Below are 17,873 nucleotides of genomic sequence, written 5' to 3' on the forward strand. Positions count from 1 at the left end.
GCTTGGAATTCCATGGGCGGTTGAAGCCGGCCCGAGGCTACGGTATGTCAGCGGCAACCGCCTCAAATGGCTTAAGAAATCGACCGGGATGGGTGAAGACGTCTTGGGGTGATGCACATCACATTGAACGTTTTGGAGTGCCGGTAGGCTAACAAATCAGGTTTCGGCCTGCTCTGGCATCCCAAGCGCCTGGTTCTCGCTGCGCTCACGTTGCGCAACCCTTTCTCGTCGGGCCTCGTTCCGACATGCAAAACTGGAATATCGCTGTGACCGTATTTAGTAAGACACCGCTCCTCGATACGATCAAAACCCCCGACGATCTGCGCAAGCTCAAGATCGAACAGGTGCGCCAGGTTGCCGACGAGCTTCGTCAGGAAACCATCGACGCAGTCTCGGTGACCGGCGGCCACTTCGGCGCCGGCCTCGGCGTGGTCGAACTGACCACCGCCATCCACTACGTGTTCGATACGCCGCGCGACCGGCTGATCTGGGACGTCGGGCATCAGGCCTACCCGCACAAGATCCTCACCGGACGGCGCGACCGCATCCGCACGCTGCGCACCGGCGGCGGCCTTTCCGGCTTCACCAAGCGCAGCGAGAGCGACTACGATCCGTTCGGCGCCGCGCACTCCTCGACCTCGATCTCCGCCGGCCTCGGCATGGCCGTGGCGCGCGACCTCTCCGGCGGCAAGAACAACGTGATCGCCGTGATCGGCGACGGCGCGATGAGCGCCGGCATGGCCTATGAGGCCATGAACAATGCGGGCGCGATGAATTCCCGCCTGATCGTGATCCTCAACGACAACGACATGTCGATTGCCCCGCCGGTCGGCGCCATGAGCGCGTACCTGTCGCGGCTCTATTCCGGCAAGACCTACCGCACGCTGCGCGAGGCGGCCAAGCAGATCAACAAGCGTCTGCCGAAAATCCTCGCCAACCGCGCCAACCGCGTCGAAGAATATTCCCGCGGCTTCATGATGGACGGCGGCACGCTGTTCGAGGAGCTCGGCTTCTACTATGTCGGCCCGATCGACGGCCATAACCTCGACCATCTGCTGCCCGTTCTGAAGAACGTCCGCGACATGGAGACCGGCCCGATCCTGGTCCATGTCGTGACGCAAAAGGGCAAAGGCTACGGCCCGGCCGAAGCTTCCGCCGACAAGTACCACGCCGTGGTCAAGTTCGACGTCGCGACCGGCACGCAGGCCAAGGCCAAACCGAACGCACCGGCCTATCAGAACGTGTTCGGCCAGAGCCTCGTCAAGGAAGCCGAGAAGGACGACAAGATCGTCGGCATCACCGCCGCGATGCCTTCCGGCACCGGCATCGACATCTTCAACAAGGCCTTTCCGGACCGCACCTTCGACGTCGGCATTGCCGAGCAGCATGCGGTGACTTTTGCGGCCGGCCTTGCCACCGAAGGCTACAAGCCGTTCTGCGCGATCTACTCCACCTTCCTACAGCGCGGCTACGACCAGGTCGTGCATGACGTGGCGATCCAGAGCCTGCCGGTGCGCTTTGCCATCGACCGCGCCGGGCTCGTCGGCGCCGACGGCGCCACCCACGCCGGCTCGTTCGACAATGCCTATCTCGGCTGCCTGCCCAATTTCGTGATCATGGCGGCTTCGGATGAGGCTGAACTCGTGCACATGGTGGCAACGCAGGTTGCCATCGACGATCGTCCGAGCGCGCTGCGCTATCCGCGCGGCGAAGGCCGCGGCGTCGAGATGCCGGAATTCGGCGTTCCCCTGGAGATCGGCAAGGGCCGCATCGTCCGCGAAGGCAAGAAGGTGGCGCTGCTGTCGTTCGGCACGCGGCTTGCCGAATGCGAGAAGGCGGCCGACGAGCTCGCCGCCCACGGCCTTTCCGCCACCATCGCGGATGCGCGCTTCATGAAGCCGCTCGACGAGGAGATGATCCTGAAGCTCGCGCGCGACCACGAGATCCTCATCACCATCGAGGAAGGCTCGATCGGCGGTTTTGGCTCGCACGTCATGCAGTTCGTGTCCGACAACGGTCTGCTCGACGGCGGCCTGCGGATGCGCACGATGGTGCTGCCCGACGTGTTCCTCGACCACGACTCGCCGGCAGCGATGTACGGCCGCGCCGGCCTCGATGCCAAGGGCATCGTCGCAAAAGTGTTCGAGACGCTCGGCAAGGATTTCAAGACCGAGACCGTCAAGCTGGCGTAGACCGAATGCCAGACCCCACCTCTCCCATCGGGAGAGGTCGGCGCGAAGCGCCGGGTGAGGGGCTACGGTCTCTCATGGGGCACCTGAACCCCTCACCGGATCGCTGCGCGATCCGACCTCTCCCTATGGGAGAGGTGTCAGACGCAGTACCAGGTGACGCAATGAAAATCTATCTGGCAGGACCCGATGTGTTCCTGCCGGATGCCCTCGACATCGGCCGGCGCAAGCGCGAGATCTGCGCCCGTCATGGCGTGACGGGCCTTTATCCGCTCGACAATGTCATCGATCGCGGAGCATCCGACGCCTCGCTGCGGATATTCGAGGGCAATCAAGCGATGATGGACGCATGCGAGGCGATCATCGCCAATTTAACGCCGTTTCGCGGGCCCGGCGCCGACGCCGGCACGGTCTATGAACTCGGCTACATGGCCGGCCGTGGCAAATTGTGCCTTGGCTACAGCAACGATCCCTCCCCATATCCCGCGCGCACGGCGCGCTTCGGCACTGTCACAACGTCGTCCGAAGGCAGGCTTATCGATATGCACGGACTGACGGTGGAAGATTTCGGCCATCCGGACAATCTGATGATGATCCATGCGCTCGATTCCTACGGCTGTCCGCTGGTGGTGCCGCAAGAGCTGCCCGCCGATATCTGGCGCGATCTTGCCTCGTTCGAGGCCTGCGTGCGTCTTGCGGCCGCAAGATCGGCGTGACCGTGGCGAAGCCGGACGATAGCGACGCTGTCGCGAAAAAGCGCATCGACGTGCTGCTGGTCGAGCGCGGCCTGTTCGAAAGCCGGGCGCGAGCGCGCGCCGCGATCGACGCCGGCCTCGTCACCGCCAATGGCCGCCAGATCCTGAAAGCCTCCGAAGTCATTGCGGCCGACGCCGTGCTCAAGGCCGAGCCCGCCCACCCCTATGTTTCGCGCGGCGGCGTCAAGCTTGCCGGCGCGCTGGAGCAATATCCGATCGAGATCGAAGACCACATCTGCCTCGACGTCGGCGCGTCCACCGGCGGTTTTACCGAAGTGCTGCTCGCCAATGGTGCCGCGATGGTGTTCGCCATCGACGTCGGGCACGGGCAGTTGCATCATTCGCTACAAGGCAATCCAAAAATCGTCTCGATGGAAGAAACCGACATCCGCAAGTTCGAGAACAAGCGCCTGCCGGCGCGGCCGGATGTCGTCGTGATCGACGTCAGCTTCATCTCGCTGAAGGCTGTGCTGCCAGTCGCGCTGTCGCTGGCCGCCGCGCCGATGAGCCTGCTTGCGCTGATCAAGCCGCAATACGAGGCGGAGCGAAAGCATTCGAAGCGCGGCATCATCCGCAACGCGATGGTGCATCAGGAAATCTGCGACGACATCATGGCGTTCGCGGCGTCGCTCGGCTGCACCGACATGCAGGTATTCCCCTCGTCGATTCCCGGCGGGGACGGCAATATCGAATTCTTTCTCGGCGCGCGCCGTGGCTGAAACGCTGCTGATCGACCATGTCGGCCATCGCGGCGACGGCGTCGCCATTGCCGGCGGCACCAGCGTGTACGTGCCCTACACGCTTGGCGGCGAGACCGTCGCCGTCGAGACGGTACCAGGCCATCCCGACCGGCGGCGGCTGGTCCAGGTCGAGCGCGCCAGCACAGAGCGGATCGCGCCGTTCTGTCCGCATTTCGGCGTGTGCGGCGGCTGCGCCATCCAGCACTGGGAAGTGGATGCGTATCGCGCCTGGAAGCGCAGCATCGTGATCGAGACGCTGGCGCAGGCCGGCATTGCTTGCGACGTGGCGCCGCTAATCGACGCCCATGGCAAAGGCCGCCGCCGCATGACGCTGCATGCGCAGATGGGCACGCACGAAATCCTCAAGGTCGGTTTTGCGGCCGGTGGCTCGCACGACATCATCCCCATCGACCGCTGTCCGATCCTCGATCCGGCCTTAAGCGGCGCGATCGAAGCGGCATGGGCCGTCGCCGAACCGCTGATCAGGATGGGCAAGCCGCTGGACATCCAGGTCACGGCGACCCACGGCGGCCTCGATGTCGATGTGCGCGGCTCGGGTGCGCTCTCGACGGCGCTGATCACCCAACTGTCGGCGATTGCGCAAAAGCATCGCCTCGCCCGGCTGACGCGGCATGGCGAACTCGTGCTGATGCGGACACCACCGGTCGTCACCATCGGCAAGGCGCAGGTCACCTTGCCGCCCGGCTCGTTCCTACAGGCAACGGCGGCCGGCGAGGAAGCGCTGGCCGCGCTGGTGCTGGAGCATTGCAAGCGCGCCAAGCATATCGCCGACCTCTTCTGCGGCGTCGGCCCGTTCGCGCTGCGGCTGGCGGCGAAATCGAGGATCGCCGCCTTCGACAACGATGCCGGCGCGGTGGCCGCACTCCAGAAGGCGGCGACCTCCACCTCCGGACTGAAGCCGATCAAGGCCGAGACCCGCGACCTGTTCCGCCGCCCGCTGATGCCGGTCGAACTGCGCGACTACGACACCGTCGTGTTCGATCCGCCACGCCAGGGCGCGCAGGCGCAGGTGACACAGCTTGCGGCGAGCAAGGTGCCGGTCGTGGTCGCGGTGTCCTGCAACGTCGCGACGTTTGCGCGCGATGCAAAGATTTTGATCGATGGCGGCTACAAAATCGAGGGCGTCACTCCGGTCGACCAGTTCCGCCACACGCCACATATCGAGTTGGTGGCGCGATTCTCGCGCTGAAATCGAGGCAAGCATGCAGGCCGACCCATTGCTGGAGCGCGTGGTAGCGGCCCTTGCGAAGGTGCCCGGCGTCACGGCGATTGTGCTCGGCGGCTCGCGGGCCCGCGGGACTGCGCACGTCGCCTCCGATTACGATATCGGCCTTTACTACCGGACGAGCGATCCGCTCGACACCAGGCGGCTGCTTGAGGCCGCGAAGGGTTTGGCCGACGACGCAGCCGACACGACGGTTACATCCGTCGGCGAATGGGGGCGATGGATCGTCGGAGGGGCCTGGCTATCGATCGAAGGCCGCAAAGTCGACCTGCTCTACCGGAATATCGATGAGGTGGCGCAGGTAATCGAGGCGTGCCGCTCAGGCCAAATCACGATGGACTACCAACCCGGACATCCGCACGGATTTTGCTCGGCGATCTGGGCCGGCGAGGCGGCGCTGTGCCGGCCGCTGCACGATCCCCAGGGCGCTGTCGCCGGGTTGAAATCGCTTGCCCTGCCCTATCCGCCGCCGCTGCGCGAGGCGCTGGTCCGCCGCTTCCAGTGGGAGATCGCGTTCAGCATCGGCAATGCCGAACTCGGCGCTGTCAGGCTGGATCAAACGCATGTCGCCGGCTGCGTCTACCGGGCGCTGGCCTGCATCGCGCAAGTGCTGTTCGCGCTCAACGAACGCTATCTCATCAACGAGAAAGGCGCGCTGAGGGAGGCTGCGAAACTGGCACAGACGCTTCCGGAACTGATGGAGCGCGTTGACGACGTCTGGCAATTCGTCGGCGACGGGGACTTTGAAACCGCCGTCGCGATCCTGCGCGAGTTGCAGCAGGAACTGGAAACCCTTGCGTGAGAGGCTACCGCCCCCAGCGATCCTGCCAGATCTTCTCGCCGATCATGCAATTCACCCGCGGCTCCCGGTTCTGCTGCGCGGCGGTCGGCACCACCGGACGATCCGGCGTCTTGCCCGCAACCTCCAGCAGCAGTTTGGTGCGGATCGCTTCCTTGAATTTCTCGCGCTCCTTGATCGTCACGACGAAGGAGCCGGGACCGCCGATCACGCAATCCTCGTAGTACATATCGAGATTGTCGATATCCATCGTCGAATAGGACGGCTCCTTCACCATGATCGGCAGACCGTTGATGATGATGCCCTTCTCCAGCGCCGCATCGCGCGCGATGGTCACCGGCGAGCCGTTGTTGTTGGGACCGTCGCCGGAGATGTCGATCACCCGCCGCAGGCCGCGGTGCTGGTTTTCGTCGAACAGCGGCACTGCGAACTGGATCGCGCCCGAGATCGAGGTGCGCGAGGCGCGGCGGATCGGCGTCTTCAGGATTTCGGCGGCCACCGCGTCGGCGGACTCAGGGCCGTCGATCACCCGCCAGGGAATGATCAGTTTCTGGTCGGTGGAGGCGGCCCATTCGAAATAGGTGACCGTGATCTTGCCGTTCGGCCCGGCCTTCAGCGCCTGCAAGAATTCCTTCGAGGTGATCGCCTGCGCATAACCCTCGCGCTGGATCGCCAGCTCATCCATGTCCATCGAATAGGAAACGTCGACCGCCAGCACCAGCTCGACATCGACTGAAGGATGCTCCTCCTTCACCAGTTGCGGACCGATCTGGCCCCGGCCGTTGGGCGCGGCAACACCGGCCAGGTCGCCGCCAGCCAGGATGCCGGCGACGAGCACAGCTCCGATCGAGACATACCAGCGCATCGCGGCCCTCCCGTTCGTACGATGCGATGGTGACATGCAAATCGCGTCGCGCAAAGCAGGAACATCATTTGCCCTTCACAATTGGGTTAGGCCGATCCGTAGTTTGCCGGGCCAGCCTTGCGCTGCCGCCGCACACCGATGCCGCAACAAGGCCGGGATTTGAACGCAACCGGCCGCGTGCGCGACCAAGGCAAAAGCGCGGCGCATGCCGCTTTTTGGCATGGACATGGCGACGCTTCCGAAAATCCCCGCTGTTGAACACCCGCCGGCCCGGGCGCCCTCGCCGCTGATGTGGGTGGGTATCATCGCAATCGCCTGCGCTGCCGCTGCGGTGCTGCTGCCGCCGCTGTTGCCGCCCGCGCCGCCGAGCGAGGAGGCAAAATCCGAGCCGGCGCTGACGCCGGCCGATGTCGGCCCGGTCTGTCTGGAGCTGTCCGAGAACCCGAAGGAATATCTTTCCGGCGAGGAGATGCAGCGCCGTACCGAGCGGCGCCGCGCCGCCTGCGACATGGCGTTTGCCGTCGCGCCCTACGACCTGACCTTGAAGGTCAAGATGGCGCTCGCCAAGCCCCATGAGCAGCGCCCCGAAGAACTCGCGATCCTGCGCGAAGCGGCCAGCCAGGGCTCGCCGGAGGCGTATTATCAAATCTACGAGTCGCACAAATCGTGGGACCGCGGCGACCTCGACAGGACGCCGCTGGTGCCGCGTGCGGAAGCCGACCACGCGCTGCGCATGGCCGCGCAACTCGGCCATCCCTTTGCGACCCAGATGCTGGCCGTCCTGCTGGACCGCGGCACCACCGTGAAGCGCGATCCGGACGCGGCGCGCTACTGGGCCGAACGCGCTGTCAACAATCCCGCCAAGGACGCTACCAGAGGCGGGTTGTTGGAATTGCTCGCCCGCCTGCTGGTGACCTCCGACAAGCCCGAAGAACGCGCCCGCGGCCTCGACCTGCTGGAGCGCTTGAGCAAGGCGGGCGTGTTCGGTGCCAAGGCCGATCTGGCCGAAGCGATCCGGAAAGAGGACCCGGTGCGCGCCCGCAACCTTCTCGAAGAAGCCCGCCGTCCCGATCCCGGCGGCGCGATTCCGCCGCTGGCGGAAATGCTGATCGCGGGCGAAGGCGGCCCTGCCGATCCGAAGCGCGCGCTGTCGCTACTGAAGTCCACCCGCACGGCGCGGGCCGAGGCCGCACTCGGCCGGCTCCATCTCGAAGGCAGGCTGGTGCCGCACGACGTGCAGGAGGCCGCACGCCGGCTCTTCCTCGGCAGCGCGTGGGACGTTGACGTGCAGCGCGAGCTTCTCACGATGCTGGCCGAAAATCCGGAAGCCCGGCTCGATTATCCCAAACGCCTGCTCTATTTCGCCGTAGAGGCGGCGGAACTCGACGAACCCGGCGCGCTGACCGCGCTGATCAACTTAAAGCTCTCGGACAATGCCCAGTTTCAGGACAAGCCGGGAGCCTGTAAACTGATCGAGACCGCGGTGTCCCGCGGCGATCAGGCCATGGCGGCACGCCTTCCGGAGTGCCGCAGCGGTTGATCGCGGGCTGCGCGGTCTAGGAGCAACCGACCGAGCTTCGCCGATATGCCTGAAACCGTCACCAAGCCGAAAACCAAGGTCAAAACCAAGACCGAACGGCCGCGCCTGCACAAGGTGATCCTGATCAACGACGACTACACGCCGCGCGAATTCGTCGTCACCGTGCTGAAGGGCGAATTCCGCATGACCGAGGACCAGGCCTACAAGGTGATGATCACGGCGCATCAGCGCGGCGTCTGCGTGGTCGCCGTCTTCACCAAGGATGTCGCCGAGACCAAGGCCACGCGCGCCACCGATGCCGGTCGCGCCAAGGGCTATCCGCTCTTGTTCACGACCGAGCCCGAGGAATAACGGTTGCGCTAGAGATACGCGGCCAACCCGCCGCTGGCGTTGGAGCCGAAACTGTTCTGGATCGACGACATCGTGCGGTAGTTTTGCATGATCTTGTTGGCATAATCGTCGGTGAAGCCGAGCACGCTTCGCTCCTCCGGACTCATCGTCTGATATTGCTGAAGCAGCCCCAGCGTCACGTCCCCTGCGCCGCCGCCCGAACTCGGATTGAAAGCAGCCAGCAAGCCGCTGCGGGTACGCTGGTTAAGTTCGGCCTTGGCCGCACTCGCTTCAGCCGACGAGAATTTCGCATCGCTGTTCAATGCCATGATCGCCAGGGTCCGGTTGTCGAAATCGGTGAAATCGGCCTGTTGTCCGGTGGTCCTGCCGCTGTTGAAGACCAGTTCCTTGCCGTTGTCTTTTGCGCTGCCCGCCTGTGCGTCGAGCATGGCCCGTGCATGGGCGGCGAGCTTGTCCGGACTCGAGCCGGCCGCGGGGGCCGGCGTTTGAACCAAGGCCTGGCTGAGCAATGCCTTGACGGGGTCGTCCTCATTGCCGGTGTCGGGCGCCTTGCCGAACGACACCCGGGCGACGGCCCAGCCATCCTGCACGGCCTGTTTCTGGTCCTGCCAGGTCTTGGTCGCCTTCTCGTCGGGGCCCGCCTTGTCGAGATAATCGGACGCCGCTGCATAGAGGCTCGCATAGTCGCCGGTGTGGCGGGCGATCACGACGTGCGGCGACAGCGCGCTATCGAATCGCGACTGCAAGACTTTTGCGGCGGCGGCCACTTCGTCTTCCGTGAACTGGCCGTTTTTGTTGTCTGCCACCGCCGACAACGTGGCGCGGGTCTGCCCGGAAAGATCGACGGCGACCTGCCCGTCCAGCATCGCCGATGAAATCCCGAGCGAGGCGTATTGCTGGTCGAACCATGTCCGTGCGTTTGCCGTCACGGTCGCCAGCGAAAGCACATCGTCCTGCGCCGCCGCGCCGCGCGCGAGGTAGGCTTTTGCCTCTTCAGACAAGGTGACCGAGGTCGACGCTGACGATGAAACTCCGGCGGCGTTCTCCGCCGATGCCGAAGCGCCTTTCGATGTGCCGTTCCCCGCGCCGTAAGCGCTGTAGGCATTGCCGGCATAGGCCTGATGAGAAACCGCGTTTGATCCGATCGAAATGGACACGAGCAGAACCTCGAACCGCGAGGAAAAGGTAAACGACAGTTAAACAGACATGGTTAACCAATCGTTACACTTCGTCCGCCTGGGCGGCCGCGCCCTCCTCCACCAGCCCGAACACCCGCGCGGCCTTCGAAAAGCCGGCCACCGGAAATTCGCCGAGATCGCTCCAGCCGCCCGGGCAGATGCCGGCAAAGCCTTCGGACGCCACCACGGTGCGATGCAGCTTTCCGGTCAGCTTCTCCAGCCGCGCCGCCAGATTGATCGCCGGCCCGATGCAGGTGAAGTCGAGCCGGTTGCCGCCGCCGATATTGCCGTAGAGGATTCGCCCAAGGTGGAGCGCGACGCCGAAGCGGAAACGCTCGATGCCGCCATTGACCGGATATTGCAGCGCCTCGACGCTGGCGCGGGATTCCCGCGCCGCTTCCAGCACGCGGCTACAGACCTGCTGCTCGTCGCCGACATATTCGTCGACCGGAAACACCGCGAGCAGGCCGTCGCCCATGTATTTCAGCACCTCGCCGCCGTGATCGCGGATCGAGGCGACCTGGCAATCGAAATACTGGTTGAGGATGTCGACCACGGTCTCCGCCGGCAGCCGGTCCGACAGCGCGGTGAAGCCGCGCAGATCCGACAGCCAGATCGCGGCGTTCATGGTCTCGTTGTGGCCGCGACGGATCTGGCCGCCCATGATCTTTTCGCCGGCACGATTGCCGACATAGGTGTCGAGCAGCATGGTGGCGGTGCGGCGCAGGCTGACGATCTCGATATAGCGTGCCAGCGGTCTGATGATGGCGCGCAGCGCGGCGAGCTGCTCGTCGGTAAAGCCGCCCGCCTGCCTGGTGGTCCAGCTCGAGGCATTGACGGCGCCGTCCGTGAACGGCACGGGCAGCGCGACGTAATCGGTGACGCCCTCGGTGCGCAGCTCCGCGACGATCGGAAAACGGTCGCTTGCGGGATCGTCCGCGCGGGCGCGCACTTCCAGTCCCTGAGTGAAAACAATCGAGAGCGGGCTCGAGTGAAATCCGGGCGAATCCAGGATGCCGAAATCGACCGTGCCGATCTCGACTTCGGCGCCGGGCTTCCAGATGAAATTGCGGCCGAAAATCTCGGGATGCAGGGTGCGCACGAACACGCCGACGCGCCAGAGCGGAATGCCCGCCTTGACCAGCCGCTCGCAGCTCTCCGCCATCGCTTCCGCGGGGTTGGATACCGACCTCGCGCCGTCGATCAGCCAGTCGGAGAGTTTTTGAAGTTCAACTGCGTCCAGCATGAAGGCATTAGCGTCGCTACTTGCGACAACGTCAAGACAGCCCCGCTAGCCGCCGACCTGCCCGCGATGCCTGAGCAGGTGATCGGCCAGCACGCACGCCATCATGGCTTCGCCGACCGGCACCGCGCGGATGCCGACGCAGGGATCGTGGCGGCCCTTGGTCATGATGTCGGTGTCGTGGCCGGAGCGGTCGACGGTTTTCCGCGGCGACAATATCGAGGAGGTCGGCTTCACTGCGAAACGCACCACCACCGGCTGCCCGGTGGAGATGCCGCCCAGAATGCCGCCGGCATTGTTCGACAGAAAGCGCGTGCCGTTATTGCCGGTGCGCATCTCGTCGGCGTTCTCTTCGCCGGACAATTCCGCCGCGCCAAAGCCCGCGCCGATCTCGACGCCCTTCACCGCATTGATGCTCATCATCGCCGCCGCCAGATCGCCGTCGAGTTTTGCGTAGATCGGCGCGCCCAGTCCCGGCGGCACGCCTTCGGCGACTACCTCGATGACGGCGCCGATCGATGAGCCCGCCTTGCGGATGCCGTCGAGATAGCTTTCGAAGAATGCCGCCTTTTCCTTGTCCGGACAGAAGAACGGATTCCTTGCAATCTCGTCCCAGTCCCACTTGGCGCGGTCGATCTTGTGCGGACCCATCTGCACCAGCGCGCCGCGCACCCTCACCTCGGGCAGAACTTTTCGCGCGATGGCGCCGGCCGCCACGCGTGTCGCCGTCTCGCGCGCGGAGGAGCGGCCGCCGCCGCGATAATCGCGCAGGCCGTATTTGGCTTCATAGGTGAAGTCGGCGTGGCCGGGCCGGAACTTGTCCTTGATCTCGGAATAGTCCTTCGAGCGCTGGTCGGTGTTCTCGATCAACAGCGCGATCGGCGTGCCTGTCGTCACCTGCACGCCGGTCTCCGGGTGGGCCATCACGCCGGACAGGATTTTCACCGCATCCGGCTCCTGCCGCTGCGTGGTGAAGCGCGACTGGCCGGGACGGCGGCGGTCGAGATCGAGCTGGATGTCCTCGTTGGTCAGGGGGATCAGCGGCGGACAGCCGTCGACCACGCAGCCGATCGCGATCCCGTGGCTCTCGCCAAAGGTCGTGACGCGGAACATGTGGCCGAAGGTGTTGAAGGACATTGGTACTGGTTCGCGCTGATGTTGCTTGTCAACGTTGGTGGTAACTCGCAACGGTTTGAGGGTCAAATGACCTCTCACCTTCGTCATGGCCGGGCTTGTCCCGGCCATCCACGTCTTGGCCACGCGCTCCGAAAGACGTGGATGCCCGGGACGAGCCCGGGCACGACAGCGCGGTTGGGGCGCACACCGCCTGCCCTTAACTATGTTTCGTAAGGCTCCCGTTGCCGAACACGTAGACCGCGCCCTGCTCGATGAAGAGGTCTGCCGCGCTTTGCGGGGTCTCGTGGCCGAGCGCCACCATTAGCGCGCGGCAGGTGCCACCATGGGCAACGGCGACGGTGTCGGCCTTCAAGGAATCGTACCAGTCGCGCATCCGGAGCTGCACCGAGGCATAGGTCTCGCCGCCGGGCGAGGACATCGTCCACTTCTCGGTCAGGCGCTTGGCGTAGAAGGCGGGATCCTTTGCCTCCATCTCGGCCAGCGTCGAGCCTTCCCATTCGCCATATCCGATCTCGCGCAGGCGGTCGTCGAGCGAATATTCGCCCGGCGCAAGGCCGAGCACCTCGCGCACGAAATCCATGGTCGAGCGCGCGCGGCCGAGCGGGCTGGCGACATAGGCAAGATCGTTTCTGTCGCGGCCGTCGCGCGCGAACAGGCCGGTGAGCACCTCGCCGGCATGCGCCGCCTGCTTGCGGCCGAGCGCATTGAGCGGAATGTCCTGCGTGCCCTGTAGCCTGCCGGTCGCGTTCCATTCCGTCTCGCCATGGCGGATGTAGTAGATAACAGGCGCGGGCATGGCTGATAGCGGCTAATCCTGCGTCCGCGAAATATCCGGCGCGTCGGGATGCTTCATGCCGACGATGTGATAGCCGGAATCGACATGGTGCACCTCGCCGGTGACGCCGCGCGACAGGTCCGACAGCAGGTACAGCGCGCTCGCGCCGACCTCCTCGAGACTCACCGTGCGCCGCATCGGCGAATTGAGCTCGTTCCACTTCAGCATATAGCGGAAGTCGCCGATGCCCGCCGCGGCCAGCGTCTTGATGGGACCGGCCGACAGCGCGTTGACGCGGATATTGTCCTTGCCGAGATCGGCGGCGAGATAACGCACGCTGGCCTCCAGCGCCGCCTTCGCCACGCCCATCACGTTGTAGTGCGGCATCCACTTTTCGGAGCCGTAATAGGTCAGCGTCAGGATCGAGCCGCCTGATGTCATCAGCTTCTCGGCGCGTTGGGTGATTGCGGTCAGCGAGTAGCAACTGATCAGCATCGTCTTCGAGAAATTGTCCGCCGTGGTGTCGAGATAGCGGCCCTCGAGTTGGTCCTTGTCCGAGAAGGCGATCGCGTGCACCACGAAATCGATCGTGCCCCATTGCTTCTCGAGCTCGGCGAAGACGGCGTCGATGGTGGCGGGATCGGTGACGTCGCAATGGCCGAGCAGGATGCCGCCGAGCTCCTTTGCCAGCGGCTCGACGCGCTTCTTCAGCGCCTCGCCCTGCCAGGTCAGCGCGACTTGTGCACCAGCCTCCTGGCATGCCTTGGCGATGCCCCAGGCGATCGAGCGGTTGTTGGCAACGCCCAGGATCACCCCGCGCTTGCCCTGCATCAGACCCGAAGTTTGCGCCATCCGTTTTTGCCTCGCTTGATCCGTCATCTGGGGGTACACCAGCGCTCCGGCGCGGGAAAGCCCGAATCGGAGCGCGATTAACGCTGTTTGCGACGAACGCGCGCAGCCGGAATAGTTCCGTCATTAGGGTGTTATGTTGGATGAGGCGCGCGAGCGCTTCCTGAAATTCGGACCATTGTCGATGACTGCGTTTCGTCAGAGTGTCGAAGCCATGATTCCGGCGCTCCGCCGTTATGCGCGGGCGCTGGCGCGCGATGCAGATATCGCCGACGATCTGGTACAGGACACGCTGGTGCGCGCGTTGCGCTCGGAAAAACTGTTTCTCGGCGGCGACGTCAGGAGCTGGCTCTACACCATCCTGACCAACCTGAACAAGAACAGGCGGCGCTCGCTGGCGAGGCGCCCGCAATTCATGCCGCTGCTGGACAACAATCCGGACGCCAGCGGCACCGAGGCGGAGGGCCGCGATATCGCCCGTGCGCTGTCGACGCTGGTGGAAGAGCAGCGCGCGGTGCTGCTGCTGGTGATGCTGGAGGGCCTCAGCTACCGCGAGGTCGCCGACATCCAGGGCGTGCCGATCGGCACCGTGATGTCGCGGCTTGCCCGGGCTCGCGCCCATGTGAAGGCTTCGCTCGAGGGCGAGCGCGCTGCGCTCAGGCGGGTGAAGTGATGGCAGTTGCAACACCGAGAGATTTTTCGAGATTGGACAGAGACCGCTGATATGACCGACCCCAAAATTCCCGTCACCGAAGACGAGCTGCATGCTTACGTCGACAACGAACTGCCGGCCGAGCGCCGCGGCGACGTCGAGGCGTGGCTGACGGCGCATCCCGATGACGGCGAACGGGTGCAGTCATGGCGCACGATGGCGGAGATGCTGCATGCCCGCTACGACTCCGTGCTCGACGAGGCCGTGCCGAAGCGGCTGGAGATCGAGCAACTCGTGCAGCGGCCGCGCCGCTGGCTTTATGGCGCGGCGGCCGCGGCGCTGGTCGCCTTCGCCGCCGGCGGCAGCGCCGGCTGGATCGCGCATGGCCAGGCCTCCACGCCGTCGGCCATCCAGACCCTGACGCTGGAGGCGATGGATGCGCACAAGCTGTATGTCGTGGAGGTCCGCCATCCCGTCGAAGTGCCGGGCAGCGAGCGCGCGCATCTCCAGCAATGGCTGACCAAGCGCTGCGGCTGGATCGTCCGCGCCCCCGAGCTTGACGGCAGCGGCCTGAAGCTGATCGGCGGACGACTGTTGCCCGGCCCCAACGGGCCCGCCTCGTTCATGATGTATGAGGGCCCGTCCGGCGAGCGGTTCACGTTCTATGCCGCGAAGGCAAAGGTCGATACGGCGCAGATGCGCTTCACCACGGCCGAGAACAGCGGCGCTGTGTTCTGGTCGGACGATGGTGTCGGCTACGTCGTGAGCGGTCCCGCCGACAAGGAGCGGCTGAAACAGGTCGCGCGGCTGATCTACGATCAGATGGACAAGAAAAGCGGTTGATCCGCCCTAGCCGTGGCCGGTGTATGGCGGGTCTGCGGCTATCATGCGCGTGCACTGCGGGCGCAGCCGCCTCCGAAGCCAGTCATGCTCCCTGTCCCAATTCGGACATCGAAAATCTGGAATGAAACCATCGGTGCGTCTCATTATCGCACCGGAACATCACGAGAAAATGAGCAGCGTTCGATCCGCCGATCGGCGCAAGCGGCCTCGATCGGGGTTTGGTACCGCGCTGGTCCCCCTTTCGAGGCCGCACCCCTTTGGGGGTCTCGCCAAATCTAGCGGCTCTCGCGCGAACGAAACACCCATCCGCGCCGCAAGCGAACTCCCACGAAACGCGATACGGCCGGGGTTCAATCTGGTTTCAGAAGACCAGCAAAAAACTCAGCCGAGATCGCTGCGTGGATTGTACGGGTGCCCATCGCGCCACTTCTGCATCAATTGCTCGAGATCGGAGTCGTTCCCGTCGGGCAGGATAATTTTAGTGGTCACGAACAGATCGCCGGTTCCACCTGCCTTCGGCAGCCCCTTGCCCTTGAGGCGAAAGGTGCGTCCGCTCGAGGTGTTTTTCGGGATCGACAGTTCGACCGCGCCGCCGAGCGTCGGCACACGGACCTTGCCGCCGAGCACGGCTTCGTAGAGCGTGATCGGCAGATCGACCCTGAGGTCGCTGCCGTCGACCTTGAAGAACGGGTGCGGTGCGATCGAGACGGTGATCAACAGATCGCCGGGCCGGTGACCGGGCGCGGTCTCGCCCTGCCCCTTCAGCCGGATCTGCTGGCCGCTGGTGACGCCGGCGGGAATCTTGACATTGAGCTCCTTGCCGGTCGGCAGCCGCACGCGTTTCTCGGCGCCATTCACCGCTTCTTCCAGCGACACCGTCATGGCGACGTTGAGATCGAGGTCGATGCCGATGCCGCCGGTGTCGAACTCGAACGGGCTGCCGCCGGCGCCAGGGCGAGCGCCACGCGCGGCGCCGCCGAACATGCTGTTGAGGATGTCTTCGAAGTTTCCGCCGCCCATGCCGCCGGGCCCACCGCCGCCGGTGCGGAAGGTGTAGGACTCAAAACCGCCGGGGCCTGCGCCGGGACCCGCACGGCCGCGCGGATCGCCACCGCCAAAACCCTGGAAGCGCGGCTTGCCCTCGGCGTCGATCTCGCCGCGATCGAACTGCTTGCGCTTTTCCTCGTCGCCGACGATCTCGTTCGCCGAGTTGATTTCGGCAAAGCGCGCAGCCGCCTTCGGATCGTTCTTGTTGTTGTCAGGGTGATGCTTCTTGGCCAGCTTGCGATAGGCGCTCTTGATCGCCGCAGCGCTGGCGCTCCGCTGCACCCCCAGGACCTCATAGGGGTCGCGCATACGTTACGTCTCCTTCACGGGAATTCCGGTCTCAAATTTGGGGCAAATTTATCCACCTCGCCTTCATCTGGGGGCTCCGTGGCATTTTTGCAACTGCCTTTTCAGCCTCGCATTATAGTCTAGCTGCGTCGCCAAGGCTTTAGCGTATGAATTTCCCACCGGCCCTGGCTCGCCTTGCAAGCGGCGCCTTGCAGCCAGCTTTCGGTACGGCCGTTGACGTAGCTTGCCAGGAAATCCCGGCAGGTGCGTCCGTCGTCAGACGAATAGGCCGCCGCCAGCGGCGTCACCGACCCGCGGGCGCCGGTTTCAGGGTTTTCCCAGGGCTGGCTGGAATCCTTGTCGCCCTTGGTCAGCACATCGGAAGCGGCGGTGCGTGCAAAGGCCATGTCGGTCTCGGTCGGCACCGGCTCCTTGGCCGGCAGCGACCCCGTCACCTCCTTGTCTTCGGCCTTGGAGGAGAAGAAGCCGCCATCGGAGCGCGAAAAGCTACAGCCGCCCGAGCCCACCCCGATTAGAAACAGAGTAACGAGGGTGCCGGCAGGCCGGATCGCCGATAGGCCAACGCGTCCCCATGTCCTATATAGGCTGAGCCCATAGAACGACTGCAACGCGTACTGGGACGCAACCGAGCGCAACTGGGGACTCCGGACATGACGGACACAACCTCCATCAAAACCCCAACACCGTTAAAATCCGGTGATTTCACCGCTGCCGAAGAACCGTTCGCGCTGTTCGCCGAGTGGTTTGCGGAAGCCGTGAAGGCCGAACCGAACGATCCCAATGCAATGGCGCTCGCGACCGTCGATGCCGACGGCCTGCCCGACCTGCGAATGGTGTTGATGAAAGGTTACGATGCCGAGGGCTTTGTCTTCTACAGCCACATTGCCAGCGCAAAGGGCCGCGAACTCGCCGCAAATCCTAAGGCCGCGTTACTGTTTCACTGGAAGTCGCTGCGCCGCCAGGTGCGCATCCGCGGGCCGGTGACCCCGGTGACGGACAAGGAAGCGGATGAATATTTTGCCACCCGCCCCAAGCAGGCGCAGATCGGCGCCTGGGCCAGCAAGCAGTCGCAGCCGCTGGAGAGTCGCTTTGCGTTCGAGCAGGCGATCGCGCTGGTCGCCGCCAAGCATGTCATCGGCGAGGTGCCGCGGCCGCCGGGCTGGAGCGGCTGGCGCATCGCGCCGCAGCGTTTCGAATTCTGGCACGACCGCCCCTTCCGCCTGCACGACCGCATCGAATTCCGCCGCGAGGGGGCCAACCAGCCCTGGAGCAAGGTGCGGCTCTATCCGTAGGAAGCCGTCATGCCCGGCCTTGAGCCGGGCATCCACGTTTTTGGCCGAGACAAAGAGAAGAAC

The 17,873-nt window shown here is 64.7% G+C and carries 18 protein-coding genes; 10 read left to right on the plus strand and 8 right to left on the minus strand.

The genetic code is table 11. The features are described from left to right. Positions 1–266: 266 nt before the first annotated feature. From dxs to JQ628_RS27045, 5 genes are all read left to right on the plus strand, one after another. Positions 267–2,192, plus strand: a complete 1,926-nt coding sequence (gene dxs, locus JQ628_RS27025; protein ID WP_212227288.1) for a 1-deoxy-D-xylulose-5-phosphate synthase — start codon at positions 267–269, stop codon at positions 2,190–2,192. 161 nt (positions 2,193–2,353) lie between these two features. Then, positions 2,354–2,905, plus strand: coding sequence for a nucleoside 2-deoxyribosyltransferase (locus JQ628_RS27030; protein WP_212227290.1), 552 nt, complete (start codon positions 2,354–2,356; stop codon positions 2,903–2,905). A 2-nt stretch (positions 2,906–2,907) separates the two neighbouring features. After that, positions 2,908–3,663: a TlyA family RNA methyltransferase gene (locus JQ628_RS27035; protein ID WP_212227492.1), complete on the plus strand. Its 756-nt coding sequence runs from the start codon at positions 2,908–2,910 to the stop codon at positions 3,661–3,663. Beyond that, entirely contained in the window at positions 3,656–4,894 is a 1,239-nt protein-coding gene (locus tag JQ628_RS27040; RefSeq protein WP_212227292.1) for a class I SAM-dependent RNA methyltransferase, read from the plus strand. Before JQ628_RS27035 ends, JQ628_RS27040 begins: the two co-directional genes overlap by 8 nt. 13 nt (positions 4,895–4,907) lie before the next feature. Then, positions 4,908–5,732 carry a nucleotidyltransferase domain-containing protein gene (locus JQ628_RS27045; protein ID WP_212227294.1) on the plus strand — a complete coding sequence of 275 codons (825 nt, stop codon included), beginning with the start codon at positions 4,908–4,910 and terminating at the stop codon, positions 5,730–5,732. 4 nt (positions 5,733–5,736) lie between these two features. Here the strand turns inward: JQ628_RS27045 and JQ628_RS27050 are convergent, their stop codons facing one another. Further along, positions 5,737–6,594 (minus strand): DUF1194 domain-containing protein, encoded by an 858-nt coding sequence (locus JQ628_RS27050; protein WP_212227296.1) that lies wholly within the window; start codon positions 6,592–6,594, stop codon positions 5,737–5,739. Between the two features lie 205 nt (positions 6,595–6,799). Between JQ628_RS27050 and JQ628_RS27055 the strand changes: the two genes are divergently transcribed. After that, positions 6,800–8,134: a tetratricopeptide repeat protein gene (locus JQ628_RS27055; RefSeq protein WP_212227298.1), complete on the plus strand. Its 1,335-nt coding sequence runs from the start codon at positions 6,800–6,802 to the stop codon at positions 8,132–8,134. Positions 8,135–8,179: 45 nt separating this feature from the next. Then, entirely contained in the window at positions 8,180–8,485 is a 306-nt protein-coding gene (gene clpS, locus JQ628_RS27060) for an ATP-dependent Clp protease adapter ClpS (protein ID WP_212227300.1), read from the plus strand. Between the two features lie 8 nt (positions 8,486–8,493). Here clpS and JQ628_RS27065 read toward each other — a convergent pair whose 3' ends face one another. The 5 genes from JQ628_RS27065 to fabI form a co-directional block, all read right to left on the minus strand. After that, positions 8,494–9,642: a hypothetical protein gene (locus JQ628_RS27065; RefSeq protein ID WP_212227302.1), complete on the minus strand. Its 1,149-nt coding sequence runs from the start codon at positions 9,640–9,642 to the stop codon at positions 8,494–8,496. A gap of 64 nt (positions 9,643–9,706) precedes the next feature. Continuing rightward, positions 9,707–10,909, minus strand: coding sequence for an adenylate/guanylate cyclase domain-containing protein (locus JQ628_RS27070; protein WP_433996168.1), 1,203 nt, complete (start codon positions 10,907–10,909; stop codon positions 9,707–9,709). Between the two features lie 45 nt (positions 10,910–10,954). Next, a complete protein-coding gene (gene aroC, locus JQ628_RS27075; RefSeq protein ID WP_212227304.1) occupies positions 10,955–12,043 on the minus strand; it encodes a chorismate synthase in 1,089 nt (362 codons plus the stop codon). A gap of 196 nt (positions 12,044–12,239) precedes the next feature. Further along, entirely contained in the window at positions 12,240–12,839 is a 600-nt protein-coding gene (locus JQ628_RS27080) for a histidine phosphatase family protein (protein ID WP_212227306.1), read from the minus strand. 12 nt (positions 12,840–12,851) lie between these two features. Next, positions 12,852–13,670 (minus strand): enoyl-ACP reductase FabI, encoded by an 819-nt coding sequence (gene fabI, locus JQ628_RS27085; protein WP_212227308.1) that lies wholly within the window; start codon positions 13,668–13,670, stop codon positions 12,852–12,854. Between the two features lie 181 nt (positions 13,671–13,851). Here fabI and JQ628_RS27090 point away from each other — a divergent pair, with 181 nt between their 5' ends. Both JQ628_RS27090 and JQ628_RS27095 read left to right on the plus strand, forming a co-directional pair. Beyond that, complete coding sequence (locus JQ628_RS27090) at positions 13,852–14,340, plus strand: RNA polymerase sigma factor (protein ID WP_212227310.1); 489 nt, start codon at positions 13,852–13,854, stop codon at positions 14,338–14,340. Positions 14,341–14,391: 51 nt separating this feature from the next. After that, on the plus strand, positions 14,392–15,162 hold the full coding sequence (locus JQ628_RS27095; RefSeq protein WP_212227312.1) for an anti-sigma factor family protein: 771 nt from the start codon (positions 14,392–14,394) through the stop codon (positions 15,160–15,162). 381 nt (positions 15,163–15,543) lie between these two features. Here the strand turns inward: JQ628_RS27095 and JQ628_RS27100 are convergent, their stop codons facing one another. Continuing rightward, positions 15,544–16,518: a DnaJ C-terminal domain-containing protein gene (locus tag JQ628_RS27100; protein WP_212227315.1), complete on the minus strand. Its 975-nt coding sequence runs from the start codon at positions 16,516–16,518 to the stop codon at positions 15,544–15,546. Positions 16,519–16,637: 119 nt separating this feature from the next. Then, positions 16,638–17,153 (minus strand): RT0821/Lpp0805 family surface protein, encoded by a 516-nt coding sequence (locus JQ628_RS27105; RefSeq protein WP_249128474.1) that lies wholly within the window; start codon positions 17,151–17,153, stop codon positions 16,638–16,640. A gap of 15 nt (positions 17,154–17,168) precedes the next feature. Between JQ628_RS27105 and pdxH the strand changes: the two genes are divergently transcribed. After that, positions 17,169–17,810: a pyridoxamine 5'-phosphate oxidase gene (pdxH, locus tag JQ628_RS27110; RefSeq protein ID WP_212227317.1), complete on the plus strand. Its 642-nt coding sequence runs from the start codon at positions 17,169–17,171 to the stop codon at positions 17,808–17,810. Positions 17,811–17,873: the final 63 nt, after the last annotated feature.

Origin of the sequence: Bradyrhizobium lablabi, from assembly GCF_018129385.1 — a bacterium.
GTDB classification, from domain to species: domain Bacteria; phylum Pseudomonadota; class Alphaproteobacteria; order Rhizobiales; family Xanthobacteraceae; genus Bradyrhizobium; species Bradyrhizobium lablabi_C.